Here is a 25,096-nt window from a genome sequence, read left to right on the forward strand (position 1 = left end):
GGTGGAGGCCGGCGCATTGCCCAACCTGCTGCCCGGCGGGCGTCCGGTGGCCGATGCGGCGGCCCGCGAAGAGCTGGCCACCGCCTGGCACGTCGACGAGCTGCCGAACGTGCCGGGTCGCGACACCACCGGGATCCTGCACGCGGCACGCCAAGGTGAGCTGGGCGCTCTGCTGGTCGGTGGTGTCGAACTCGACGACCTGCCCGATCCCGGTGCCGCGCTGGCCGCGATCGAAGCGGCCCCGTTCGTCGTGAGCCTGGAACTGCGCGAGAGTGCGGTCACCGCCCGTGCCGACGTGGTGTTCCCGATCGCGCCGGTGGTGGAGAAGGCGGGTTCGTTCGTCAACTGGGAGGGACGGATCCGGCCCTTCGAGCCGTCGCTGCACACCAACGCGGTCCCGGACCTGCGGGTGCTGACCTTCCTGGCCGACGAGATCGGCGTCGACCTCGGCCTGCGGACGGTCACCGCGGCCGCCGACGAACGCGCCGCGCTCGGGCTGTGGGCGGGGGCCCGCCACGAGCCGCCGCAGTCCGGGGTGGCGCCGCCGCATCCGGTGAGCGGGCAGGCGGTCCTGACGGGATGGCGAATGCTGCTCGACGCCGGGCGACTTCAAGACGGCGAACCGCACCTCGCCGGTACCGCCCGCGCGCCCCAGGTGCGGCTGTCGGCCGCGACGGCCGCCGAGATCGGCGCCGCCGACGGCGAACCGGTGACGGTGCGAACCGACCGCGGCGCCATCACGCTTCCACTGGAGATCACCGACATGGACGACCGCGTGGTGTGGCTGCCGCTGAACTCCGCCGGCAGCTCGGTGCACCACACCCTCGGGGTAGCGCTGGGGGCGGTTGTGTCGATCGAAAGGGGTCCGGCGTGACCTATCCCGATCCGACACTGTTCGGCCACGATCCCTGGTGGCTGATCCTGGCGAAGTCCCTGGGCATCTTCGTCTTCCTGCTGCTCACTGTGCTTTCGGCCATCCTGATCGAACGAAAGATCCTGGGCCGCATGCAGTTGCGTCTCGGGCCCAACCGGGTCGGACCGGGCGGGCTGCTGCAGTCGCTGGCCGACGGTGTCAAGCTCGCCCTCAAAGAGGGGCTGATCCCCGCGGGGGTGGACAAGGGGATCTACCTGGCCGCGCCGGTCATCGCGGTGATACCGGCGTTCATGGCGTTCGCCGTCATCCCGATGGGCGGCGAGGTGTCGGTGTTCGGCCACCGGACCGCCCTGCAGCTCACCGACCTGCCCGTGGCGGTGCTCTACATCCTCGCGGTCACCTCGATCGGGGTGTACGGCATCGTGCTGGCCGGCTGGGCGTCGGGCTCGGTCTACCCTCTGCTGGGCGGGCTGAGGTCCTCGGCGCAGGTGGTCTCCTACGAGATCGCGATGGCGCTGTCGTTCGTGACGGTGTTCATCTACGCCGGGACCATGTCGACTTCGGGGATCGTCGCGGCCCAGAACGACGTCTGGTTCATCTTCCTGCTGTTGCCGTCGTTCCTGGTCTACCTGACGTCGATGGTCGGTGAAACCAACCGGGCACCATTCGATCTGCCCGAAGCCGAAGGTGAACTCGTCGGCGGGTTCCACACCGAGTACTCGTCGTTGAAGTTCGCGATGTTCATGCTCGCCGAGTACGTCAACATGACGACGGTGTCGGCGCTGGCGACCACGCTGTTCCTCGGTGGCTGGCACGCGCCGTGGCCGATCAGCATCATCGACGGTGCCAACACCGGCTGGTGGCCGCTGCTGTGGTTCACCGCGAAGGTGTGGCTGTTCCTGTTCGTGTTCATGTGGTTGCGCGCCACCCTGCCCCGGATGCGCTACGACCAGTTCATGGCGCTGGGCTGGAAGATCCTCATCCCGGTGGCGCTCGGGTGGACGATGATCGTCGCGGCCACCCGCACGCTGCGTGACTCCGGCTACCAGGCCTGGGCCACCGCCCTGATCGGCGCGGGCATCGTGGCGACGATCGCTCTACTGCTCGCCGGCTGGCGAGCCGTGCGCGCCAGGAACGTACGCAGGACCCCCGCACCACCCGCCCGATCGGTCGACGACGGCGCCTTCCCGGTGCCGCCGATGCCGGCGAAGGAGCCCGCAGATGCCTAAGTTCCTCGATGCCGTCGCAGGTTTCGGCGTCACGTTCGGATCGATGTTCAAGAAGCCGGTCACCGAGGAGTACCCGGAGAAACCCGGCCCCGTGGCGCCGCGGTACCACGGCCGCCATCAGCTCAACCGGTATCCCGACGGGCTGGAGAAATGCATCGGCTGCGAGCTGTGCGCCTGGGCCTGCCCCGCCGACGCGATCTTCGTCGAAGGCGCCGACAACACAGAGAATGAACGGTTTTCGCCCGGCGAGCGCTACGGCCGCGTCTACCAGATCAACTACCTGCGCTGCATCGGCTGCGGGTTGTGCATCGAGGCCTGCCCCACCCGGGCGCTGACGATGACCACCGATTATGAGATGGCCGACGACAACCGGGCCGACCTGATCCTGGGCAAGGACAAGTTGCTGGCCCCACTGCAGCCCGGCATGGAGCAGCCACCTCACCCGATGGCACCGGGCAGCACCGACGAGGACTACTACCTCGGTAACATCAGCCCTTCCGAGGAGGTGCGGTGAGCACCGAGATCCTGGCGGCCATCACCGAATCCGGTAACACCACCACCGGCGAAGCCGTCGTGTTCTGGGTCCTCGCAGCGGTGGCGGTGGCCGGCGCCCTCGGCGTGGTCGCCGCACCGAAGGCGGTCTACTCGGCGATCGCGCTGGCAGTCACGATGATCGCGCTCGCCGTGCTCTACATCGCCCAGGACGCACCGTTTCTCGGCGTCGTCCAGGTGGTGGTGTACACCGGCGCGGTGATGATGCTATTCCTGTTCGTGCTGATGCTGATCGGTGTCGACTCCTCTGATTCCCTGGTGGAAACCCTTCGCGGCCAACGCCTCGCGGCAATCGGCAGCGGTGCGGGCTTCGGCATCCTGTTGATCGCCGGCATCGGCAGCTTCTCGGTGAGCGGGTTCGCCGGCATGACCGAGGCGAACGCGTACGGCAACGTCGAAGGATTGGCCGCGCTGATCTTCACCCGCTACCTGTGGGCCTTCGAGCTGACGGGGATGCTGCTGATCACGGCCACCCTGGGGGCGATGCTGCTGGCACACCGGGAACGGCTGGAGCGTCGCAAGACTCAACGGGAGCGGGCCGCCGAGCGGTTCGCGCCGGGCGGGCACCCGACCACACTGCCCAACCCGGGCGTCTACGCACGGCACAACTCCGTCGACGTGCCGGCCCGGCTGCCCGACGGTTCGGCCTCCGAACTGTCGGTCAGCGCGATCCTGCAGTTGCGCGAGGTACCCCGAGACCCGGACGGCGAGGACGGCGGCGTCGGTGGTGAGCTTCGGTGAATCCCGAGAACTACCTCTACCTGTCGGTGCTGCTGTTCACCATCGGCGCCTCCGGGGTGCTGTTGCGCCGCAACGCACTGGTCATGTTCATGTGCGTGGAACTGATGCTCAACGCCGCGAACCTGGCGTTCGTCGCGTTCTCCCGGATGCACGGACACTTCGACGGTCAGGTGGTGGCGTTCTTCACGATGGTGGTCGCCGCATGCGAGGTGGTGATCGGCCTGGCCATCATCATGACCATCTTCCGGTCCCGGCGCTCTGCCAGCGTCGACGACGCAAGCCTGCTGAAGAACTGATGAGCCGCTTGCGCGAAGAAGAGACGGGCCTGATGAGCCGATGACAGTTCCTGTGTGGCTCCCGATCGCGCTGCCACTGGCGGGTGCGACGGTCCTGCTGCTGTCCGGCCGGCGCTCCGACCGGTGGGGCCACCTGCTCGGGACGTTTGCCGCGGTGGCGTCCTTCGTTTGTGCCGCAGTGCTGTTCGTCGACATGATCGGCCGTGACGCCGAGGGCAGGGCAACCCAGGAATCGCTGTTCTCCTGGGTTCCGGTCGGTGAGCTGCGCGTCGACTTCGGTCTGCAGATCGACCAGCTGTCGATGTGCTTTGTGCTGCTGATCACCGGCGTCGGTTCGCTGATCCATGTCTACTCGATCGGCTACTTGGCCGAAGACCCGGGACGCCGAAGGTTTTTCGGCTATCTCAATCTGTTCCTCGCCGCGATGCTGCTGTTGGTGCTGGCCGACAACTACCTCGGGCTCTACATGGGCTGGGAGGGCGTGGGTCTGGCGTCGTACCTGCTCATCGGGTTCTGGTCGCACAAGCCGTCGGCCGCGACGGCGGCCAAGAAGGCGTTTGTCGTCAACCGGGTCGGTGACGTCGGGCTGGCGATCGCGCTGATGGTGATGTTCGCCGCCGTCGGCTCCGTGTCGTTCGGCGCCGTGTTCGATGCCGCGCCGGTCCTCACCGAGGGCACGTTGACCGCGATCGGGTTGATGCTGCTGCTGGCCGCGTGCGGGAAGTCCGCCCAGGTTCCGCTGCAGTCCTGGCTCGGCGACGCGATGGAGGGCCCGACACCGGTGTCGGCGCTGATCCACGCCGCCACCATGGTCACCGCCGGCGTTTATCTGATCGTGCGCTCGGGCCCGGTGTTCGACCTGGCCCCGCATGCGCAGACTGCCGTCGTGGTCGTCGGCGCGGTGACGCTGTTGTTCGGCGCCGTCATCGGCTGCGCGAAGGACGACATCAAGAAGGCGCTGGCCGCGTCGACGATGAGCCAGATCGGCTACATGGTGCTGGCCGCCGGCCTGGGCCCTGTCGGCTATGCGTTCGCGATCATGCACCTGCTGACCCACGGCTTCTTCAAGGCCGGACTGTTCCTCGGTGCCGGGTCGGTCATGCACGCGATGGACGACGAAGTCGACATGCGCCGCTACGGCGGACTCCGCAAGGCGTTGCCGATCACGTTCGTCACCTTCGGGCTGGGTTATCTCGCGATCATCGGCATCCCGCCGCTGGCCGGGTTCTTCTCCAAGGACGGCATCATCGAAGTCGCGCTGGGCGCAGGCGGGGCCAAGGGCATCATCCTCGGTGGTGCAACGATTCTGGGCGCCGGAATCACCGCGTTCTACATGACCCGGGTGATGCTGATGACGTTCTTCGGGCCGAAACGCTGGGATCCACACACCACACATCCGCACGAGTCCCCGGCGGTGATGACCGTGCCGATGATCCTGCTGGCGGTCGGCTCGGTCACCGCGGGCGCCGCCCTGGCGATCGGCGGCACCCTCGAGCACTGGCTGGCGCCGGTGGTCGGCTCCGCAGAGATCCACCATGTGCTGCCGGTGTGGGTGGTGACGGTGATCGTGCTGTCGGTGGTCACCGTCGGGATCGTCATCGCCTACCGCATGTACGGCTCGCGGCCGGTACCCGAAGCGGTTCCGGCCGGTTCGGCGCTGACGGTCGCGGCGCGCCGGGACCTCTACGGCGACGTGTTCAACGAGAAGGTGCTGATGGGCCCGGGCGCGGTCATCACGGCCGGACTGGTGGAGATCGACGACGAGGCAGTCGACGGTGCGGGCAGCGGACTGGGAGCCGCCGTCGGGCGCGTGTCCGACGGCTTGCGGCGGCTGCAGACCGGCTTCGCCCGGTCCTACGCGCTGTCGATGCTCGCCGGCACGGTCCTCGTCGTCGCGGCGATCCTGGCGGTGAACCTGTGGTGACCTCGTTTCCGTGGCTAACGGTGCTGTGGGCGGCTCCCATGCTGGGCGCGGCCTTGGTGATGCTGCTGCCGGCGACCCAGCGCGCTCTCGCGAAATGGACCGCGCTCGCCGTGTCGTTGGCGGTACTGGCCGTCACGGCCGTGGTGGCCGTCGGATTCGACCCCGCCGGCGAACAGTTCCAGTTCGTCGAGTCCCACCAGTGGATACCGTCTTTCGGGACCGGATACATCCTCGGTATCGACGGCATCGCACTGGCCCTGGTGGTGCTCACCGCAGTGTTGGTGCCCCTACTGATCATCGCCGGCTGGAACGACGCCCGCGACCGGCTCAGCTGGGGCGGGCGCTCGGTCAACATCTACTTCGCGTTGACGCTGGCCGTCGAGGGCATGGTGTTGATCTCGCTGGTGTCGCTGGACATCCTGCTGTTCTACGTGTTCTTCGAAGCCATGCTGATCCCGATGTACTTCCTGATCGGCGGCTTCGGTGGCGCGAACCGCAGCGCCGCAGCGGTGAAGTTCCTGCTGTACAACCTGTTCGGCGGTCTGATCATGCTGGCGGCGGTCGTCGGCCTGTATGTGGTGACCGCGCAGAGTGACGCCTTCACCGCGGGTACCTTCGATTTCCGCGAGATCGTCGCGGCGCTGGCCGGCGGCGAGTTCGTGGTGAACCCGATGGTGATGCACCTGCTGTTCGGCGGGTTCATGTTCGCCTTCGCCGTCAAAGCACCGCTGTGGCCGCTGCACCGGTGGCTGCCCGACTCCGCGGTGGAGGCGACGCCGGCCAGCGCGGTGCTGATGATGGCGATCATGGACAAGGTCGGCACGTTCGGCATGATCCGGTACTGCCTGCAACTGTTCCCCGACTCCGCGAAGTACTTCAGCCCGCTGATCATCACCCTCGCGGTGATCGGGATCGTCTACGGCGCTGTGGTGGCGATCGGCCAGACCGACGTGATGCGACTGATCGCCTACACGTCCATCTCACACTTCGGGTTCATCATCCTCGGGATCTTCGTGATGACCAGCCAGGGCCAGTCCGGTTCGACGCTGTACATGGTCAACCACGGCATCTCGACCGCGGCGCTGTTCCTGATCGCCGGGTTCCTGGTGTCGCGGCGGGGGTCTCGTCTCATCAGTGACTACGGCGGGGTGCAGAAGGTGGCGCCGGTGTTGGCCGGGACATTCCTGGTGTCCGGGCTGGCGACGCTGTCACTTCCCGGCCTGGCGCCGTTCATCAGCGAGTTCCTGGTGTTGATCGGCACGTTCACCCGGTACCCGGCATTCGCCGTCCTGGCGGCCAGCGCGTTGGTGCTGTCCGCGATCTACATCCTGTGGATGTATCAGCGGATGATGACCGGGCCGGTGCCCGACGAGCTGGCCCACGGCGAGGGAAAGCTGCGTGATCTGGTGCCGCGGGAGATCGTCGTCGTCGCTCCCCTGATCGCGCTGCTGCTGGTGCTCGGGGTGTATCCCAAGCCGGCGCTCGACGTCATCAACCCCGCTGTGACCCACACTCTGACCACAATCGATCAGCCTGACCCGGCACCCCGGATGGCGGAAGGCCCGGCGCGATGAACGTCCCCACTCCCAGCGTCGAGTACTGGCTGCTGTCGCCCATGCTCATCGTGCTCGGCGCGGCCGTCGTCGGTGTTCTCGTCGAAGCCTTCCTTCCCCGGCGGCAGCGCTACGGCGCCCAGGTCACCCTGAGCCTCGCCGCGCTGGTCGCAGCGTTCGTCGCCGTCGTCATGGTGTCGCGAGACCTGGGCGGCGGCAATGGATTCACCGCGATGATGGGTTCTGTCGCCGTCGACAGGCCCGCGTTGTTCCTGCAGGGCACCATCCTCTTGGTCGGCGTGCTGGGGGTGCTGCTGATCGGTGAGCGGCAGATCGGGCACACCGGCGAGCATGCCGACAACACAGCGGATTCCCGCGGCCTGGACGCATTCACCCCGCAGGCCTCGGCGATCGCGGGAAGTGTCGACGAGAAGCTGGCGACGCGGGCGGGCATCACCCAGACCGAGGTGTTCCCGCTGACGCTGTTCGCGGTGGGCGGCATGCTGCTCTTCCCCGCGGCCAACGACCTGTTGACGATGTTCATCGCACTGGAAGTGCTGTCGCTTCCGCTGTATCTGCTGTGCGGCCTGGCACGACGGCGACGGCTGCTCTCGCAGGAATCGGCGCTGAAGTACTTTCTGCTCGGCGCCTTCTCGTCGGCCTTCTTCCTCTACGGCGCGGCGATGCTGTACGGGTACGCCGGCACGATGTCACTCGACGGCATCGCCGAGGCGGTGTCCGCCGGCGCCGGCAAGCCGTCGCTCGCCCTCGTCGGGACCGGGTTGGTAATGGTCGGCGTGTTGTTCAAAGTCGGCGCCGTGCCGTTCCATTCGTGGATCCCCGACGTGTACCAGGGGGCGCCCACCCCGATCACCGCGTTCATGGCCGCCGCCACCAAGATCGCCGCGTTCGGCGCGATGCTGCGGCTGTTCTACGTGGCCCTGCCGGAATTGCACGCCGACTGGCGGCCCGTGCTGTGGGCGATCGCGATCCTGACGATGGTGGTCGGCACGGTCACCGCGGTCACCCAGACCGACATGAAGCGGATGCTCGGATATTCGGCGGTGGCGCACACCGGCTTCATCCTGACCGGCGTGATCGCCGGCAACGAAGCCGGGCTGTCGTCGACGCTGTTCTATCTGTTCGCGTACGGTTTCTCCACGGTCGGGGCGTTCGCGGTGGTGAGCCTGGTCCGCGACCGTGCAGGCGAGGAGGACACCGCGATGTCGCGCTGGGCCGGACTCGGGAAACGTTATCCCGTTGTCGGGGTGGTCTTTTCGCTCTTCCTGCTGGCGTTCGCCGGGATCCCGCTGACCAGTGGCTTCGTCAGCAAGTTCGCGGTGTTCAAGGCCGCCGGCGAGGGTGGCGCCATCCCGTTGGTGGTGGTCGGCGTTCTCGCCAGCGCCATCGCGGCGTACTTCTATGTCCGGGTGATCGTGTTGATGTTCTTCACCGACCGCCCCGACGACGCCCCGGTGGTGGTGATGCCCCGCGCGCTGACGACGGCCGTCGTCACCGTCACCGCGGCGGTCACGTTCGCACTCGGCGCGCTGCCGCAGCCCCTGCTGGACCTCGCGAATTCGGCGGACCGGTTCCTTTGACACGAATGATGAAGTGATGACTGAGCACTTGGTGATGACCCTCGACCGGGGTGCAGTCCGGGTGGTGACGTTGAACCGTCCCGCCGCGCGAAACGCTCTGAGCCGGGACCTGATTCGGGCGACCTACGCCGCGCTGACAGCGGCCGACGTGGACGAGTCGGTGCGGGCGGTGGTGCTGACCGGCACCGATCCGGCATTCTGCGCGGGCGTCGACCTCAAAGAGGCAGCGCGCGACGGGTTGTCGTACTTCGAAGAGTTCCGAACACAGAGCTGCATCACGGCCGTGGCGAAGATGCGCACCCCGGTCGTCGGCGCGATCAACGGCGCCACGTTCACCGGTGGCCTGGAGATGGCGCTGGGCTGTGACTTCCTGATCGCCTCGGAACGGGCGGTGTTCGCCGACACCCACGCCCGGGTGGGGATCCTGCCGGGCGGCGGGATGACCGCCCGACTCCCCCAGCTGGTCGGCGCGGCGATGGCCCGACGGCTGTCGATGACGGGTGAGGTCGTCGACGCTGCGCGCGCCGAGCGGATCGGGCTGGTGACCGAGGTGGTGCCCCATCAGCCGCTGCTCGAGCGGGCGGTCGAACTCGCCTCCCAGATCGCCGAGGTGGCACGGCCGACGATGCGTGGCCTCAAGGAGATCTATACGACCGGCGCGTCGGCGGTGACCGGCCCCGCGCTGGCGGCCGAGGAGAAGATCGCCTTCGCCCAGCACCGGAACTTCGACACCCTCGATGTGACGTTCGACGCTGTCTCGCAACGCAACAGGGAACAAATCAGGCCGGATTGATCGGTCGGCGCAAGATGAACTGCACCGTCGGCCGGCCGTCGAACGACGGGTGCGGGCGGGTCGTCTCCTCGACCTGGGTGCGCGCCTGCTCGATGGCCGGTGTGTCGGGGTCGAGGATCTGCAGGTAGACCTCGTGGGCGGCCAGCGATGCCACTGCGGCGTCGACGAACCCGTCCACTGGCTGCCCGTGCGTCGCCTCCGGCCCGTTCTCGAAGAGCCACCTGGGCGGATTCGGCAATGAATCAAACGCCGCAGCAACGGCATTGGCGAACTCGATATGGTCGGCCTGGTTCGGCGCATCGGGCGCCCACCGCGGGCCGCTGTAGATGGTAATGACCACCTCAGGTGCGATCTCACCGATCGTCTCGGCGATCTGCGCGCGCAACCGCGGCGTGTCCCGTACCTGGCCGTCGGGAAAATCCCAGAAGCGCACATCGTGCACGCCGACGACGGCCGCCGACCGCCGCTGCTCGGCCTCCCGCACCGGGGCCGCCTGCTCCGGCGGCATGCCTTCGATGCCCGCCTCACCGCGGGTGGCGAGCGCGTAGTGCACGGTCTTGCCGGACGCGGTCCACGCCGCCACCGCGGCGCCGATGCCGTACTCGGGGTCGTCGGGATGCGGCACGAGCACCAGCGCGGTGCGCCAGTCCGTGGGGAACGGCTGCAGGGTCTGCTCTTCGGACACCCCTCTATGCCACCACACCGTGCAGCAGGATCGCGGCGGTGTTGTTCACCCACCCGGCCCCGGCCAGCTCGTCGGGGTTCTGCAGGAGCGCCAGCAGCGTGGCGCCGCCGATCAGCCCGACGAGTCTGTCGGGGTCCACACCGGAGCGCACCTCACCGCGCTCGACGGCGTCGTGCAACCGGGCCCGGACCGCGCCGAACAGGTCGGTGAACCTCGCCGTGACCCGTCCGCTGAGCTCGGCGTCGACCGACATGTCGGCGATCAACCCGGGTAGCGCAGCGCGCACCACCGGGCTGGTGAACACGTCGCGGGCCGCTTCGATCATTGCGCGCAAATCGGCGGCGATGTCCCCCGGCGGATCCTGGATCGCCGTGGGGGCGGCCGGGAACGCCGCCTCGTGGACCAGTTCGGTTTTGCTGGACCATCGGCGGTACAGCGCGGTCTTGGTGGTCCCGGCGCGCTCGGCGACAGCAGCCATCGTGACATTTGGATATCCGATTTCGACAAGCAGATCCGCGGTGGCGCGCAATATGGCAGCGTCGATACGCGGATCCCGGGGCCGCCCGGCACCCGGGGCCTTGTCAACCGGTAACGGCTCTGCTTTCATAACGCTACCCACGGTAGCATAACGGTGGGCGGGAAGGACCTGTTCGTGATCAATGAACCAGCCGTCGAGGAAGTAGGGCGGCTTCAGCGGTCCAGTCGCGACATGGCCGATGTTCCTGCCACGCTGTCGAAGTGGCTGTCCACCGTGCTCGGTGATGCCACACCGGAGATCACCGTGGAAAGCGGCGTCGACTCCAACGGCATGTCGTCGGAGACGATCCTGGTGTCCGGGCGGTGGCAGCAGGCCGGCAACCCGGTCGAACAGAAGTGGGTGGCCCGGGTCTCACCGACCGAGGCCGACGTGCCGGTGTTCGAGCACTACCGCCTGGACCATCAACACGAGGTGATCCGGCTGGTCGGCGAGCTGACCGACGTTGCGGTCCCGCAGGTGCGCTGGCTGGAGACCACTGGCGACGTGCTGGGCCGGCCGTTCTTCCTGATGGATCGCGTCGACGGACTCGTCCCGCCCGACGTGATGCCCTATACCTTCGGGGACAACTGGCTGCACGACGCCACCGCCGACCAACAACGCCGGCTACAGGACAGCACCGTCGAGGTGCTCGCCAAGCTGCATTCGATTCCCAACGCGCAGCAGGTGTTCGGCTTCCTCCAGGACGTCGACCCGCCCGGCGAGACGGCGCTGCACCGGCACTTCGGATGGCTGAAGAACTGGTATGAGTTCAGCGTCCCCGACATCGGCCGGTCACCCCTGGTCGAACGGGCACTGGCTTGGCTGGAAGACCGCTTCCCCGCCGACATGGCCGCGGCCGAACCCGTGCTGGTGTGGGGTGACGCCCGCATCGGCAACGTCATCTACCGTGACTTCGTCCCGGTCGCCGTGCTGGACTGGGAGATGGCGACCGTCGGCCCGCGGGAGTTCGACATCGCGTGGATCGGGTTCGCGCACATGGTGTTCCAGGAGCTGACCAAGCTGGCCGGATTGCCCGGCATGCCGGACTTCCTGCGCGAGGAGGATGTGCGCGCCACCTACCGCGACCTGACCGGGGTCGAGGTCGGCGACCTCGACTGGTTCTACGTGTTCTCCGGTGTCATCTGGTGCTGCGTGTTCATGCGTACCGGGGCGCGCCGCGTGCGTTTCGGGGAAATCGAGAAACCCGACGACGTCGAGAGCCTCTTCTACCACGCGTCACTGCTGAAAAGACTGATCGGAGAATCCCACTGATGCTCGGACCGATGGATGAATACCCGGTGCACCAGGTGCCGCAGCCGATCGCGTGGCCCGGTTCCTCGGACCGCAACTTCTACGACCGGTCCTACTACAACGCACACGACCGCACCGGCGGCATCTTCGTCATCACCGGCATCGGCTACTACCCGAACCTGGGCGTGAAGGACGCGTTCCTGCTCGTGGCCCGCCGCGGAGGCGGCGGATACGGCGGCAGCGGTGATACCCAGACCGCGGTGCACCTGTCCGACCCGATCGATCAGGACCGGCTCAATCAGCATGTCGGTGGGTACCGCGTCGAGGTCGTCGAACCGCTGCGCAAGCTGCGGATCGTGCTCGACGAAACCGACGGAATCGCTGCCGATCTCACCTGGGAGGGCCTGTTCGACGTGGTTCAGGAGCAGCCGCACGTCATGCGCCGCGGAACCCGGGTGACGCTGGACGCCCAACGGTTCGCGCAGGTCGGCACCTGGAGCGGTCAGCTCTCGATCGATGGTGAGGACATCACGGTCGACCCCGCCCGCTGGATCGGCACCCGCGACCGGTCCTGGGGTATCCGTCCCGTCGGTGAGGCCGAACCCGCAGGCAGGCCCGACGACCCGCCGTTCGAGGGCATGTGGTGGCTCTACATTCCGATGGCGTTCGACGACTTCGGGGTCGTGATGATCATCCAGGAGGACCCCAGCGGTTTCCGGACGCTCAACGACTGCACGCGGATCTGGAAGGACGGTCGCGTGGAACAGCTGGGGTGGCCCAGGGTCAAGATCCACTACCGCTCCGGCACCCGCATCCCCACCGGAGCGACCGTCGACGCCACCGCGGTCGACGGCAGCCCGGTGCATTTTGATGTCGAGTCCAAGCTGGCCGCGCCGATCCACGTCGGCGGTGGCTACGGCGGTGACCCCGACTGGATCCACGGCATGTGGAAGGGCGCGAACTTCACCGAGCGCCTGACCTACGACATGACCGACCCGGCGATCGTCGGCCGGGCCGGCTTCGGGGTCATCGACCACGTCGGCCGCGCGGTGTGCCGCGACGCCGACGGCGCCGAACGCGAGGGCTGGGGGCTGTTCGAGCACGGGGCGCTCGGCCGCCACGACCCGTCAGGTTTCGCCGACTGGCTCACCGTAGCCCCGTAGCCCCCTCCGCCGGAAAGGGTGTGCGCTCAGGCGGGGCGGGGTTCGCGGACCGCGGCGCGGCCGAACACCATCGACTCCTCGATCCGGTCGAACCGGTGGTCGATGACGTCGAGCAGGTAGTTGTGCCGCACGTTCCACGGCCGGCGGGTGCCTGACCTCGGCAGCGCGTGCGGTGCCCGCTTGATGTAACCCGCCTGCAGGTCGAACGCCGGCTTCTCGGCCATCGGAGCGTCACCACGATGCGGGTAGGCGTGCGTGTAGCCGCGAGAATCCATGTACGCCAACAGCTTCGCGAACGCTTTGGCCGTCATGTCCGCGCGCAGCGTCCACGACGCGTTGGTGTACCCGATGCACCACGCCATGTTCGGCACATCCTCGAGCAGGTACTCCTTGTAGACGAACCGGTCGGTGATCTTGATCTCGGTGTCGTCGAGGATGATGCGGATGCCGCCGAGGGCCTGCAGTTGCAGCCCCGTCGCGGTGACGATCACGTCGGCGTCCACCCGGGCGCCCGATTTCAGCACGATGCCGTTCTCGTCGACATGGTCGATGTTGTCGGTGACCACCTCGGCGCGCCCGTCTTTGATCCTGTTGAACAGATCGTCGTCGAGGATCAGGCACATCCGCTGATCCCACGGGTTGTACTTCGGCTTGAAGTGCACGTCGACGTCATAGCCGGCGGGCAGTGCCGCCTTGGCGCGGCTGCGGATGAGCTTGCGCCCGAACTTCGGCGCCTTACGGAACATGAAATAGGTCAGGATGTGGAAGGCGGCGTTGCGGACGCGCACCACCGAGTGGGACAACCTGCGCGGCAACACCCTGCGGATGAAGTCCACCATCGGGTCGATGCGCGCCATCGACATCATGTAGGTCGGCGAGCGCTGCAGCATCGTCACGTGTTCGGCCTTCTCGGTCAGGGCCGGGATCAGGCTGATCGCGGTGGCTCCGCTGCCGATCACCACCACCCGTTTGCCCGAATAGTCCAGATCCTCGGGCCAGAACTGCGGGTGCACCACCTCGCCGCGGAAGTGTTCGATACCGGGGAACTCGGGGGTGTACGGGTCGTCATAGCTGTAGTAGCCCGTCCCGAAGAACACGAAGCGTGACCGGAACAGCCGCTCCTGGCCGTCCTGCTCGGTGCGAATCGTCCAGGTGTCGGTCTTCGAGTCCCATTCGGCGGACTTCACATGCGTGTCGAACTGCATGTGCTGGTCGATGCCGTGCTTGCGCGCAGTCGTCGTCAGGTACTCACGGATGTACTCGCCGTCGGCGACGTTCTCCGGGCGCGTCCAGGGCTCCCACGGGAACGATAGCGTGAAGATGTCGCTGTCGGACCGGATGCCCGGGTATCGGAACAGGTCCCAGGTGCCGCCGATGCGCGAACGCCGCTCGAGGATCCGGTAGCTCATCGCGGGGTTGCGCTCCTTGATGTGGTGGGCAGCCCCGATCCCGGAGATCCCCGCACCGATGATCAGCACATCGGTGTAGTCCGGGTCTGCATCGTTGCCGTACATCCGCAAGCTCCTTTGGTCCGGTCACGTACCACGATATGGGTCCACCCCCCGGCGCGTCGACGATCTCGCTCAATCAATCAGGGCGATTTCGGCGTGCGAATCGTCGCTCCGCGCACGTTTGCACGCCGAATCCGCCACGATGGGGGGATGGCCGACGTCGTTGTCGTGGGAGCGGGTTTCGCGGGACTGTCCGCGGCGCGTGAGCTGACCCGGCTCGGATACGACGTTGTCGTCGTCGAAGGTCGCGACCGCGTCGGCGGCCGATCCTACACCGCGGAGCTGGCCGGGGTGCCGGTCGATCTCGGGGCGACGTTCGTCGGGCCGACCCAGGACGCGGTGCTCGCGCTGGCCGCCGAGCTGGGCTGCGAGTCGGTCCCGACCTACGGCCAGGGAAAGAACCTGATCCGCTGGCGCGGCCGGGTGCGGTCCTACCGCAGCACGATCCCCCGGTTGTCGATCATCGAACTGCTCGACGTGTCGCGGATCCAGTGGCGGTTCGACCGGTTGAGCAGGAAGGTCCCGGTGGCCGAGCCGTGGGCCTCGCCGATCGCCGCGGACCTCGACGCCGTCTCGCTCGACGACTGGCTACGGTCGGTGCACGCCGGGGCCTCGACGCGCGACCTGATGGCGATCATGGCGCGGGTGACGTGGGGCTGCGAACCCGGCGCGGTCTCGCTGCTGCATGCGGTGCGCTACGTCAAGGCCGCGGGTGGCCTCGGTCGCATGCTCGACGTCGAGGGCGGCGCCCAGCAGGACCGCTTCCCGGCGGGAACCCAGCAGATCGCGGTCCGGATGGCCGACGAACTCGGCGACCGGGTGGTGCTCGGCGCACCGGTACAGCGCATCGAACGCCGCCCCGACGGCACCCTGACCGTCGCCACCGCAGTTGGTGAGTACAGCGGTCGCGCGGTCGTCGTCGCGGTCCCGCCCGCCCACCGCGCCGGCATCGAGTTCGAGCCGGCGTTGCCACCCGAGCACCGCGAGCTCACGCGGCACTGGCCGCAGGGACGCCTGAGCAAGGCCTACGCGGCCTACGAGACCCCGTTCTGGCGCGACAACGGTTGCTCCGGGGAGGCGCTGTCCGACGAGGGGCCGGTGTTCATCACCTTCGACGTCAGCCCCGGCGACGCCGGCCCCGGGATTCTGCTGGGTTTCACCGATGCCAGCGTCTTCGACGCGCTGCCCGGCGACAAGCGGCGCGAGGTCGCGCTCGCCGGGTTCGCCGCCCTGTTCGGCGACGCCGCCGCACATCCGATGGGCTATCTCGATCACTGTTGGGGCACCGAGCAATTCGCCCCCGGCGGGCCGACAGCGGCCGTCCCGCCCGGCTCGTGGACGACGCACGGGCGGTGGTTGCGCGCCCCGGTGGACGCCATCTTCTGGGCGGGCACCGAGACCGCCGACGAGTGGACGGGCTTTCTGGACGGCGCGGTGCGCTCCGGCCTCCGGGCGGCCGCCGAGGCACATCAGGAGCTGATGCGGCGCTCCTGATTCTTCCCCGTCGCTTCGCTCGCCCCGGCCTGACTGGCCTCCTCGACCAGCCACCGCAGGTGTTCGTTGACCTCGGCCGGGCGCTCCAGGATCGCGCAGTGCCCACCGGCGAGCTCGACGAACCGGGCCAGATTCGGCGCGGTGGCCGCGATCCGGCGCGACGACACCATCGGCAGCAGCCGGTCTTTCTGGCTGCCGATGACCAGCGTGGGCACCGTCAGGTTCTTCAGCGCGATGTGCTTCGGGCCGAGGTGGTCGACCAGCACCCGCGCCCAGCCCCCGCGTCCGGCCGGCGGGGTGCCGTTGAACAACTCGAAGACGAAGTCGACGACGGCCGGGTCGGCGTCGCGGCCCACCGCGATCGTCGACACGAAGCGTCGACTCGGACGGTCGGCGGCGCGCAGCAACGGCGCCGCGCCGAAGGTCCTGAGCAAGGACCCCGCCGCCCGCACCCGCGCGTCGGCCAGCGTCGCGGGCACAGGCAGCAGGTTGACGTTGCGCAGCAGGTCACCGGTGGTGGTGTTGATCAGCGCCACCGCGTCCGCACGCTGTGCGACCCGATGCGGATACCGCTCCGACCAGGAACTGATCGCGATACCGCCCATCGAGTGGCCGGCGACGACCGCGCGCTCGTCGGGCGCCAGCGTCGCGTCCAGCACGGCGTCCAGGTCGGCGGCAAGGTGGTCGAGGCTGTAACCGCCCCGGCGCGGCGGCACCGAGCTGCGCCCGTGGCCGCGATGGTCGTAGGCGATCACCCGGTAGTGCTGGGCCAGGTCGGCGATCTGATAGGCCCAGACCCGGATGGCGCAGGTGATCCCGTGCGCGAGCACGATCGGGTAGCCGTCGGGGGGTCCGAACACCTCGGTGTGCAGCCGTACGCCGTCTCGGGACCGGACGTCGACGACCCTGCCCGGGGGCAGTTCCCGGGCTGGGGCGAATCCGCCCTGCAATCGGGTGCCAAAGCTTCGTGCCATCCGCGCTCCCTGTGCACTCCCCTGGTCCGGCGACTTGGCCGGTGAGCTGACTGTACCGGCCGAGGCGGCCGGCGACGGTGCAGTTAAATGGTCAGATGCGCGCCATACAGATAGCCGAGCTCGAGGGACCGCAGGCCGCCAAGGTGGTCGACATCGACGAACCCGCCGAAAACGCCGCCGGGGACGACACGGTCATCGTCGACGTACACGCCGCGGGGGTGGCGTTTCCGGACGCACTGCAGTCCCGTGGGCTCTATCAGTACAAGCCGGCGATGCCCTACACCCCGGGTGCGGAGATCGCCGGGGTCGTCCGAAGTGCGCCCGACGGTGCCCACGTCGCCCCGGGAGACCGGGTGGCCGGGCTGACGATGCTGTGCGGGGCGATGGCCGAAGTCGTTGCGCTGCAATCGGAGCGGCTGTTCAAGCTGCCGGACTCGGTGTCGTTCGAGGCGGGGGCCGGGCTACTGTTCAACGACCTGACGGTGCACTTCGCGCTGCGTACCCGCGGCAGACTGCGTGACGGGGAGACTGTGCTCGTGCACGGCGCCGCGGGCGGTATCGGCACCTCCACGCTGCGGCTGGCGCGGCCGTTCGGCGCGTCCCGGGTGATCGCCGTGGTCAGCAGCGAGGACAAGGTCGATGTCGCCCGGGCGGCGGGGGCCAGCGACGTGGTGCTGGCCGACGGTTTCAAGGATGCCGTCAAGGAACTCACCGGCGGGCGTGGGGTGGACATCGTCGTCGACCCGGTGGGCGGTGACCGGTTCACCGATTCGCTGCGTTCGCTGGCTCCCGGCGGGCGACTGCTCGTCGTCGGGTTCACCGGCGGGGAGATCCCCACGATCAAGGTGAACCGGCTGCTGCTCAACAACGTCGACGCCGTCGGTGTCGGGTGGGGGGCCTGGACACTGAGCCATCCCGGCTACCTGCAGGAGCAGTGGGCGGAGCTGGAGCCGCTGCTGGCCTCGGGTGCGGTGCCCGCGCCCGAGCCGGTGGTGTATCCGCTCGAGCGGGCCGCCGAGGCGATCGCCTCGCTGGAGGATCGGACCGCGAAAGGCAAGGTCGTGGTGGTGCTGCGGTGACGCGGACCCACAGAACCGTCCGAAGTCGTGCGCCTGTCTTTGCCCACTGCGATGATGGACCCTGTGTCCACCGCTAGCGCTAGCGGGTCATCTGCCGAGGATCGGCAGGTTGCTGGATTCCTGGCTGCGGCAGCGTCACGGCCCGCCGGGCTGGTCATCGAGGGGCAAGCCGGGATCGGTAAGACCACGCTGTGGATGTCGCTGCTGCAGCAGGCCCGCGACCGCGGCTTCCGGGTGTTGACGGCGCGCGTCGGCCAGGCGGAGTCGGTGATGGCGTTCGCGGCGCTGGCCGACCTGCTCGGCGACCTCGAACCGGCGTGCTTCGCGCGGCTGCCGTCGCTGCAGCTGCTGGCGTTGGACCGGGTGCTGCTGCGCGCGGGAGCAGACGGGCCCTCCACCGATCAGCGGGTCGTGGCCGCGGGATTCCTGAACGTGCTGCGCACGTTGGCAGACGACGCACCGGTGATCGTCGCGATCGACGACGCGCAGTGGCTGGACAGCTCCAGCCGCGGGGCGGTCGAGTTCGCCGTGCGCCGGCTCAAGGGCGCGTTCGGGGTGCTGGTCACCGAGCGGTGTGAACCGGGCGAAGGCACGGCTGTGGCCTGGATGCACCTGGACCGTCCGGACGGAGTCCACCGCGCCACGGTGCGGCCGCTGGACACCCGGCAGCTGCACGGCGTGCTCTCCGAACGGCTGGGACGGAGGTTCTCCCGCCCGACGGTGCTCCGGATCGCGGAGATCTCCGGCGGCAACCCGTTTTTTGCGATCGAGCTGGCCCGCGCGATCGGTGACGGCGCGGCCGGCGCCGAACTACCGCTGCCCGCCACGCTCGCCGATGTGGTCCGCAGGCGGATCGGCCTCCTCGACGAGGACGTCCGCTCGTTGCTGCTCAGCGTGGCCTGTGTGGCTGAACCCACCGTCGAGCTGCTGGCCGGCGCCAACGACATCACCACCGCGGAGCTGGTCCGGCGGGTCGAGCAGGTCGAAGCCGGCGGCATCCTCACCCTGGAAGGGAACCGGGTCCGCTTCACCCATCCCCTGCTGGCCAGCGGCGTCTACGCCGACGCCGGGCCGACGGTGCGCCGCGCCATGCACCGCAGGTTGAGCGCGCTGGAGACCCAGCCCGAACTCAAGGCGCGGCACCTGGCGCTCGGCGCGGCGAATGCGGACGACGAGATCTTCACCGCGTTGGACCAGGCCGCCGACGCCGCGCGGGCCCGGGGGGCTCCGGCCGCCGCCGCCGAACTGGTCGACCTGGCGATCGGTCTGGGGGGTGACAACCCGCTGCGGCGCATCAAGGCCGCGGAGAACCACTTCCTGGCCGGCGACACCACGCAGGCGGGGATGCTGGTCAGCACCGCCGCGGAGACGATGGAGCCGGGGATCCTGCGGGCCATGGCGTTCAGCCAGCTCGCGATGGTGCGGATGTATCAGAACGAGCATTCCGAGGCCGTCGAGTTGTTGCGCCGGGCACTCGACGACGCTGCGGGCAACGACTTCGTGACCGTGACGGTGCTGCTGCGGTTGTCGTTCGCGCTCAACAGCGCCGGCGAGCTCGACGATGCCCGCAGGCATGTCCGCGATGCCGTCAAGCTCGCCGAGGAGCTGGGGGTGCCGGGGTTGAGCAGTGCCGCGCTGTCCTGGTCGGTCCATGTGAACTTCCAGTGCGGACGCGGCCTGGACCACGTCGCGTTGGAACGGGCCCGGGAACTCTATGACAGCTCCATGGACGTCCCGATCATCTTCCGGGCGCCGTTCGTGCACGCGCTCGCGTTGTCCTGGACCGGTCGTCTGGAGCAGGCACATCGGGAGCTGACGGCGGCGCGGGAAATCTGCGTCGAGCGGGGCGCCGAGAGCGACATGATGGCCATCGCGGGTTTCTTGGCGATCAACCACGTGTGGCGCGGACAGCTCGCCGAGGCCGCCGCGGAGGCCGCCGAGGCCGTCGAACGGGCCGAGCAACTCGGCGGCGACGACGTGCTGATCATCCCGATGACGGTGCGGGCGGCCGTCGCGGCGTACGCCGGCCGGGTGGACGACGCGCGCGCCGACGCTCGATGGGTCCTGGTCGCGATGAAGAATCGCAGCTCGTCGCACGTCGCGGACTGGCCGGGGATGACGCTGTGCTTCCTGGAGGAGTCGCTGGGCAATCACCGTGAGGCACTCGAGGCGCTGGACAAGACGTTTCTGACGGGCCGCCGGCCGCCGGCCACCGAGCTGATGTACGCCTGGCACCTTCCCGACGTGATCGAGGCCATGGTCGGGGTGGGCCGACTCGACGACGCCGAGTTCCTCACCGCCGCACTCGAGCACAACGGCCTCGAGCACGGTCGGGCCTGGATGAAGGCGGTCGGGGCCCGCTGCCGGGCGATCCTGCTGGCTGCGCGCGGAGACGTCACCGCGGCCGAGAAGACCGCGCATCAGGCGTTGGCCGAACACGACGGACTGCCGATGCCGTTCGAACGGGCCAGGACCCAGCTGATCCTCGGCCAGTTGCAGCGTCGGCTGCGTCAGAAGCACACGGCGGCAGCCAATCTCACCGAGGCGCTGCAGCAGTTCGAGCAGCTGGGCACGCCGTTGTGGGCGCGCCGGGCCCAGGCCGAGCTCGCCCGCGCCGTGGTGACGCCCAACGACGACCTCAGCCAGCTGACCCCGTCGGAGCAGCAGGTCGCCGAGATGGCGGCCTCCGGCGCCACCAACAAGGACATCGCCGCGTCGATGTTCATCAGCACCAAGACCGTCGAGCACAACCTGACGAAGATCTACCGCAAGCTCGGCATCGGATCTCGCGCGGAGTTGGGCCGGCGAATGGATCAGAACCGGGCCCGCAGCGAGCCCTAGGCGATCCAGTCGGGTTGCTGGTCGACGTCGACATCGGAGAAGTCCTTGTGGGCCAGTCCGGCCAGCACCCCGCCGTCGACGACGAACTCCGCGCCGGTGGAGAAGCTCGACTCGTCGCTGGCCAGGTAGACCACCAGGTTGCTGACCTCCCTGGGCTGGGCGATGCGGCCCAGCGCACCGGCCAAGATGTCCTCGGGCACCCAGTCGGCCATCGGCGTCTTGACCAGGCCCGGGTGCACGGAGTTCACCCGAATCCCGAACTGCCCCAACTCCAGTGCGGTGGACTTGGTCAGTCCGCGGACTGCGAACTTCGTCGCGGTGTAGCCATGGCAGGCGATGGTGCCCGCCATCCCCTCGATCGAGGAGATGTTGATGATGGATCCGCGTCCGGCGTTCTTCATCGTCGGCGTCACGGCGCGGATGCCCAGGAAGACACCGGTGAGGTTGATGTCGAGGATGCGGTGCCACTCCGAGAGCTCGAAGTCCTCGACGGTGCCGATGCTGAGGATGCCGGCGTTGTTCACCAACACGTCCAGCCCGCCGAACTCGGCCACGGTGTGGGCGACCGCCGCTTCCCAGTCCTCGGTGCGGGTGACGTCGAGATGGACGTAGCGCGCATCGTCACCGAGTTCCTTGGCCACCAGCTCGCCCTCGCCGTCCAAGATGTCGCCGCAGACCACCTTCGCGCCGTGGGCGACCATCTCGCGGGCATGGGACGCGCCCATCCCCCGGGCGCCGCCGCTGATGAGGGCGACCATTCCGGCCAACCGTCCTGTCATCGATCCTCCTGTTGTCAAGGCTTTTCGAGTTCGTAGTCGTCCGGGTTCGGGCGATGTGTCCACTTCCAATAGTCGACGATGCGCCACGCGAACAGCGTCGGCAGCTCACCGGCGGAGTTCTTGTAGTAGCTGCTCGTGACGGCGGGGTGCGAGTACACCATGGTCTTCAGGCGCTCCTGGCTGCGCCGGTCGTAGTCGGTGCACACCTCGGCCTTGGGCATCGCCGAGGCAGCGCCCGAGGTGAGCACCATGTCGATACACCCGAGGATGTAGCGCATCTGGCATTCGGAGTTGTAGATCAGGCTGGCGCCGTTGACGGCGTTGGTGCCCGGCCCGAACATGCAGAAGAAGTTCGGGAAGTCGTTGACCGTCATGCCGAGGTAGGCGTAGGCGGCGTCACCCCACACCTCGTTCAGGCTGGCGCCGGCCAACCCGCGGATGTTGATGGGCCCGAGTTGGTGGTTGACGTCGAAACCGGTGGCCCACAACAGAACATCGGCGGGCCGGTGCACGCCGATACCGTCGATCACCCCGTCCGCGGTGATCTCGGCGACGCCGTCGGTGATGAGTTCGACGTCGTCGCGCTGCAGCGTGGTCAGCCAGGTGCCGTCGTCCTGCAGCGTGCGCTTGCCCATCGGCGGGTACTTCGGCGTCACCTTGGCCAGTAGTTCCTCGTCGTGGGTGAATGCCTGCATCCACGCGACGAACACCTCCCGGATGAACTCGTTTCCCGCGCTGACCGACAGCCCGCCGTTGTCCCAGTCGGGGTCGATGGTGATCTGCTCGTCGAGCGCGTCGGCGATCGGCCACCACGACACGAACCGCAGCCACCGGCCGTAGTACGGCAGATGCCGGATGGCCCAGCGGGAACCGTCACCGACGGGCGCGTGGTAGTTGACGTTGGGCGCCATCCACTGCGCGGTGCGCTGGTAGACGTCGACGTGTGCGGTGGTCTCGGCGATCGCCGGGACCAACTGGAACCCGCTGGCGCCGGCACCGATGACCGCCACCCGCTTACCGGCGAGGTCGACGGTGTCGTCCCAGTCGGCGGTGTGAAACGACGGGCCGTCGAAGTCCTTGGCGCCCTTGATGTCCGGGATCACCGGATTGCTGAACTGGCCGACCGCGCAGATCAGCCCGCGGGCGGTGAGCGTCTCGCAGGTGCCGTCGGCGTCCCTGATCTGCACCTGCCATGTCGACGTCGCCTCGTCCCACGCGGCCCCGGTCACCTCGGTCTCGAACCGGACGTGTTCGCCGATCTGGTGGCGATCCATGACGCCGCCCAGGTACTGCAGGATCTCGGGCTGGGTGGCGTAGTGGTGTTGCCAGTGGTCGGTGGGCTCGAACGAGTAGGTGTAGTACTGGCTGGCGATGTCGACACGGCATCCCGGATAGCGGTTGGCCAGCCAGGTGCCACCGACCCCGGACTGCTTGTCGATGATCGTGAACGGGATGCCGGCCTGTTTGAGCTTGATCCCCGCCAGCAGCCCGGACTCTCCGCACCCGATGACGACCACCGGGAAGCCGGCACGTTGCTCAGCGGTCGAGGAGAGCACCGGCCCGGCCTGGTCCTTGTCGGTGAACCGGAGGTCGGCGGCGATGTAGTCGACGAACTCGTCGGTGACCTGTCCGGCGGACATCACGTCGAGCATCACCCGCAGTTGGTGCTCGTCGGGGATCAACGGCGGCGGGCACTCTCTGTCGCGGTAGTCGCGGACGACCTCGAAAGCCCAGTCGCGCACGGCCTGCTTGTCCGGTTCGCTCATCCCGCCCTGCAGGTCCATCGCGATGAGCATGAACGGGCCCGGCAGTTCGTCGAGAAGGGTGAGGTCGCCGGTCATGTGCACCATCGACATCAGCAGCGCGGGCACACTGGCCTCGGCGATCGCGGTGCGGATCACGTCGTCGGAGTCGTCGAACGGCAGACCGGTCAGCCGTGTCAGCTCCGGATCGCGGACCGCGGCACCAGTGACATGTGGCATGCACCACACCATACATATGGCGACCAATGGATGATCAGCATCCGCCGACGTGCGCAATACTGTGCCGATGCACAGGCTTGCGGGCAAGGGCGTTCTGGTCACCGGCGCGGCGTCGGGCATCGGTGAGGCGACCGTCAGGAGGCTGCTCGACGAGGGCGCGTCGGTGATCGGTGATCGGTGTGGATCTCAGTCCCGAAGCGCCGTACGGACTTTCGACGAGTTTCGGCTACCACCGCGCCGACGTCCTCGACTCCGGAGCGGTGCAGCGCGCGGTTGCCGCGGTGGTCGAGGCAGCGGGCCGTCTCGACGGCGTGGTCCATTCTGCGGGGATCGGGGGCGGCGGCCCGATCCATCTGCTGCCCGACGAGGAATGGGATCGCGTCGTCGACGTCAACCTCAAAGGCACGTTCGTCGTGATGCGCGCCGCGCTGTCCCAGATGTTGACCCAGGACCGGGTGGACGGAGAACGTGGCGCGCTCGTGACACTGTCCAGCGTCGAGGGGCTCGAGGGGACAGCCGGCGGCAGCGCGTACAACGCGTCCAAGGGCGGGGTGGTGCTGCTCACCAAGAACGTCGCGATCGACTACGGGCCCAGCGGAATCCGCGCCAACACGGTGTGCCCGGGGTTCATCGAGACCCCGTTGTTCGAGTCGGTCATGGGGCTTGCCGGTATGGACGGGCCGCGCGAGGGCCTACGCCATGAGCACAAGCTGCGCAGGTTCGGCCGCCCCGAGGAGGTCGCTGCGGTGGCGACGTTCCTGCTGTCGGCCGATGCCAGCTTCGTCAGCGGCCAGGCCATCGCCGTGGACGGTGGCTACACCGCCGGACGCGACCACCACGTCACCGAGTTGATCGGCCTCGGCGAGCAATAACCACGCCGGTCACCAGAGGACCGCGACCGCCGCCGCCATGAATGCCAGCACCCCGACACCGACGAAGATCGGGCGCGGCACCGCGTCCCCGGTGCGGCGCTGCCGGGCGTTGCCCATGCCCCGAACGTCACCGCGAAGCCCCACGAGGTGAAGCAGTACAACTACGTCACGTAGTACTTCCATGGCGTGAGGCTACCGCCCACCCCGCTCAGCTGATGCGGATCAGCTTTTTGTTGACGAACTCGTCGATGCCGAAGCGCCCCAGCTCTCGACCGAAACCCGACCGCTTCACGCCGCCGAACGGGAGCTCGGCTCCTTCGGCGCCGACGGCGTTGACGAAGACCATCCCGGCCTCGATCCGGTCGGCGACCCGGCGGGCCTGCTC

General features: G+C 68.3%; 22 protein-coding genes and 1 pseudogene. 15 read left to right on the forward strand and 8 right to left on the reverse strand.

Going from position 1 to position 25,096, the window contains the following annotated elements; all coding sequences use genetic code 11:
• The 9 genes from WA944_RS16355 to WA944_RS16395 all read left to right on the forward strand — a co-directional run.
• Nucleotides 1-874, forward strand: an 874-nt coding sequence (locus WA944_RS16355; protein WP_526647135.1) for a molybdopterin dinucleotide binding domain-containing protein, incomplete at its 5' end; no start/stop codon positions are given.
• The gene (gene nuoH / locus WA944_RS16360) at nucleotides 871-2,103 is read left to right on the forward strand and encodes an NADH-quinone oxidoreductase subunit NuoH (RefSeq protein WP_163888860.1); all 1,233 of its coding nucleotides are present in this window, start codon (nucleotides 871-873) and stop codon (nucleotides 2,101-2,103) included. The genes WA944_RS16355 and nuoH, both read left to right, overlap by 4 nt.
• Nucleotides 2,096-2,617, forward strand: coding sequence for an NADH-quinone oxidoreductase subunit NuoI (gene nuoI / locus WA944_RS16365; RefSeq protein WP_526375695.1), 522 nt, complete (start codon nucleotides 2,096-2,098; stop codon nucleotides 2,615-2,617). The genes nuoH and nuoI overlap by 8 nt, the downstream gene beginning before the upstream one ends.
• The gene (locus WA944_RS16370; RefSeq protein WP_526647136.1) at nucleotides 2,614-3,396 is read left to right on the forward strand and encodes an NADH-quinone oxidoreductase subunit J; all 783 of its coding nucleotides are present in this window, start codon (nucleotides 2,614-2,616) and stop codon (nucleotides 3,394-3,396) included. The genes nuoI and WA944_RS16370 overlap by 4 nt, the downstream gene beginning before the upstream one ends.
• Nucleotides 3,393-3,692: an NADH-quinone oxidoreductase subunit NuoK gene (gene nuoK / locus WA944_RS16375; protein WP_163888854.1), complete on the forward strand. Its 300-nt coding sequence runs from the start codon at nucleotides 3,393-3,395 to the stop codon at nucleotides 3,690-3,692. Before WA944_RS16370 ends, nuoK begins: the two co-directional genes overlap by 4 nt.
• A gap of 40 nt (nucleotides 3,693-3,732) precedes the next feature.
• Nucleotides 3,733-5,616 (forward strand): NADH-quinone oxidoreductase subunit L, encoded by a 1,884-nt coding sequence (gene nuoL / locus WA944_RS16380; RefSeq protein WP_526610418.1) that lies wholly within the window; start codon nucleotides 3,733-3,735, stop codon nucleotides 5,614-5,616.
• Nucleotides 5,613-7,190, forward strand: coding sequence for an NADH-quinone oxidoreductase subunit M (locus WA944_RS16385; protein WP_526374542.1), 1,578 nt, complete (start codon nucleotides 5,613-5,615; stop codon nucleotides 7,188-7,190). Before nuoL ends, WA944_RS16385 begins: the two co-directional genes overlap by 4 nt.
• Nucleotides 7,187-8,770 (forward strand): NADH-quinone oxidoreductase subunit NuoN, encoded by a 1,584-nt coding sequence (gene nuoN / locus WA944_RS16390; protein ID WP_526374540.1) that lies wholly within the window; start codon nucleotides 7,187-7,189, stop codon nucleotides 8,768-8,770. The genes WA944_RS16385 and nuoN overlap by 4 nt, the downstream gene beginning before the upstream one ends.
• Nucleotides 8,771-8,786: 16 nt before the next feature.
• Complete coding sequence (locus WA944_RS16395) at nucleotides 8,787-9,563, forward strand: enoyl-CoA hydratase (protein WP_526374538.1); 777 nt, start codon at nucleotides 8,787-8,789, stop codon at nucleotides 9,561-9,563.
• Here the strand turns inward: WA944_RS16395 and WA944_RS16400 are convergent.
• A complete protein-coding gene (locus tag WA944_RS16400; RefSeq protein ID WP_526374536.1) occupies nucleotides 9,550-10,248 on the reverse strand; it encodes a PIG-L deacetylase family protein in 699 nt (232 codons plus the stop codon). The genes WA944_RS16395 and WA944_RS16400 overlap by 14 nt on opposite strands.
• Before the next feature lie 4 nt (nucleotides 10,249-10,252).
• Nucleotides 10,253-10,855, reverse strand: a complete 603-nt coding sequence (locus WA944_RS16405) for a TetR/AcrR family transcriptional regulator C-terminal ligand-binding domain-containing protein (protein ID WP_526374534.1) — start codon at nucleotides 10,853-10,855, stop codon at nucleotides 10,253-10,255.
• A 45-nt stretch (nucleotides 10,856-10,900) separates the two neighbouring features.
• Here WA944_RS16405 and WA944_RS16410 point away from each other — a divergent pair, with 45 nt between their 5' ends.
• Together WA944_RS16410 and WA944_RS16415 are read left to right on the forward strand one after the other, a co-directional pair.
• Entirely contained in the window at nucleotides 10,901-12,037 is a 1,137-nt protein-coding gene (locus tag WA944_RS16410) for a phosphotransferase family protein (RefSeq protein ID WP_526374532.1), read from the forward strand.
• The gene (locus tag WA944_RS16415) at nucleotides 12,028-13,179 is read left to right on the forward strand and encodes an Rv3169 family protein (RefSeq protein ID WP_526610437.1); all 1,152 of its coding nucleotides are present in this window, start codon (nucleotides 12,028-12,030) and stop codon (nucleotides 13,177-13,179) included. The genes WA944_RS16410 and WA944_RS16415 overlap by 10 nt, the downstream gene beginning before the upstream one ends.
• 26 nt (nucleotides 13,180-13,205) lie before the next feature.
• Here WA944_RS16415 and WA944_RS16420 read toward each other — a convergent pair whose 3' ends face one another.
• Nucleotides 13,206-14,693, reverse strand: coding sequence for a flavin-containing monooxygenase (locus WA944_RS16420; RefSeq protein WP_526647137.1), 1,488 nt, complete (start codon nucleotides 14,691-14,693; stop codon nucleotides 13,206-13,208).
• Nucleotides 14,694-14,840: 147 nt separating this feature from the next.
• Between WA944_RS16420 and WA944_RS16425 the strand changes: the two genes are divergently transcribed.
• Nucleotides 14,841-16,184: a flavin monoamine oxidase family protein gene (locus WA944_RS16425; RefSeq protein WP_526610423.1), complete on the forward strand. Its 1,344-nt coding sequence runs from the start codon at nucleotides 14,841-14,843 to the stop codon at nucleotides 16,182-16,184.
• On the opposite strand, the gene WA944_RS16430 is transcribed toward WA944_RS16425, so the two are convergent.
• On the reverse strand, nucleotides 16,160-17,158 hold the full coding sequence (locus WA944_RS16430) for an alpha/beta fold hydrolase (protein WP_526610426.1): 999 nt from the start codon (nucleotides 17,156-17,158) through the stop codon (nucleotides 16,160-16,162). The two genes, WA944_RS16425 and WA944_RS16430, sit on opposite strands and share 25 nt — an antisense overlap.
• Before the next feature lie 95 nt (nucleotides 17,159-17,253).
• Between WA944_RS16430 and WA944_RS16435 the strand changes: the two genes are divergently transcribed.
• Nucleotides 17,254-18,237 carry an NADPH:quinone oxidoreductase family protein gene (locus tag WA944_RS16435; protein WP_526610429.1) on the forward strand — a complete coding sequence of 328 codons (984 nt, stop codon included), beginning with the start codon at nucleotides 17,254-17,256 and terminating at the stop codon, nucleotides 18,235-18,237.
• Between the two features lie 54 nt (nucleotides 18,238-18,291).
• Nucleotides 18,292-21,078 carry a helix-turn-helix transcriptional regulator gene (locus WA944_RS16440; protein WP_526647140.1) on the forward strand — a complete coding sequence of 929 codons (2,787 nt, stop codon included), beginning with the start codon at nucleotides 18,292-18,294 and terminating at the stop codon, nucleotides 21,076-21,078.
• On the opposite strand, the gene WA944_RS16445 is transcribed toward WA944_RS16440, so the two are convergent.
• Nucleotides 21,075-21,857 carry a glucose 1-dehydrogenase gene (locus WA944_RS16445; RefSeq protein ID WP_526647138.1) on the reverse strand — a complete coding sequence of 261 codons (783 nt, stop codon included), beginning with the start codon at nucleotides 21,855-21,857 and terminating at the stop codon, nucleotides 21,075-21,077. The two genes, WA944_RS16440 and WA944_RS16445, sit on opposite strands and share 4 nt — an antisense overlap.
• 14 nt (nucleotides 21,858-21,871) lie before the next feature.
• Nucleotides 21,872-23,839 (reverse strand): flavin-containing monooxygenase, encoded by a 1,968-nt coding sequence (locus WA944_RS16450; protein ID WP_526610432.1) that lies wholly within the window; start codon nucleotides 23,837-23,839, stop codon nucleotides 21,872-21,874.
• A 67-nt stretch (nucleotides 23,840-23,906) separates the two neighbouring features.
• Here WA944_RS16450 and WA944_RS16455 point away from each other — a divergent pair.
• Nucleotides 23,907-24,711 (forward strand): annotated as a pseudogene (locus WA944_RS16455) (SDR family NAD(P)-dependent oxidoreductase).
• Nucleotides 24,712-24,720: 9 nt separating this feature from the next.
• On the opposite strand, the gene WA944_RS16460 reads toward WA944_RS16455, so the two are convergent.
• Nucleotides 24,721-24,894 carry a hypothetical protein gene (locus tag WA944_RS16460; RefSeq protein ID WP_526647139.1) on the reverse strand — a complete coding sequence of 58 codons (174 nt, stop codon included), beginning with the start codon at nucleotides 24,892-24,894 and terminating at the stop codon, nucleotides 24,721-24,723.
• A gap of 25 nt (nucleotides 24,895-24,919) precedes the next feature.
• A partial coding sequence (locus WA944_RS16465; protein WP_526647141.1) for an aldehyde dehydrogenase family protein occupies nucleotides 24,920-25,096 on the reverse strand: 177 nt, incomplete at its 5' end.

Source organism: Mycobacterium sp. (genome assembly GCF_049683355.1).
Taxonomy (GTDB): domain Bacteria; phylum Actinomycetota; class Actinomycetes; order Mycobacteriales; family Mycobacteriaceae; genus Mycobacterium.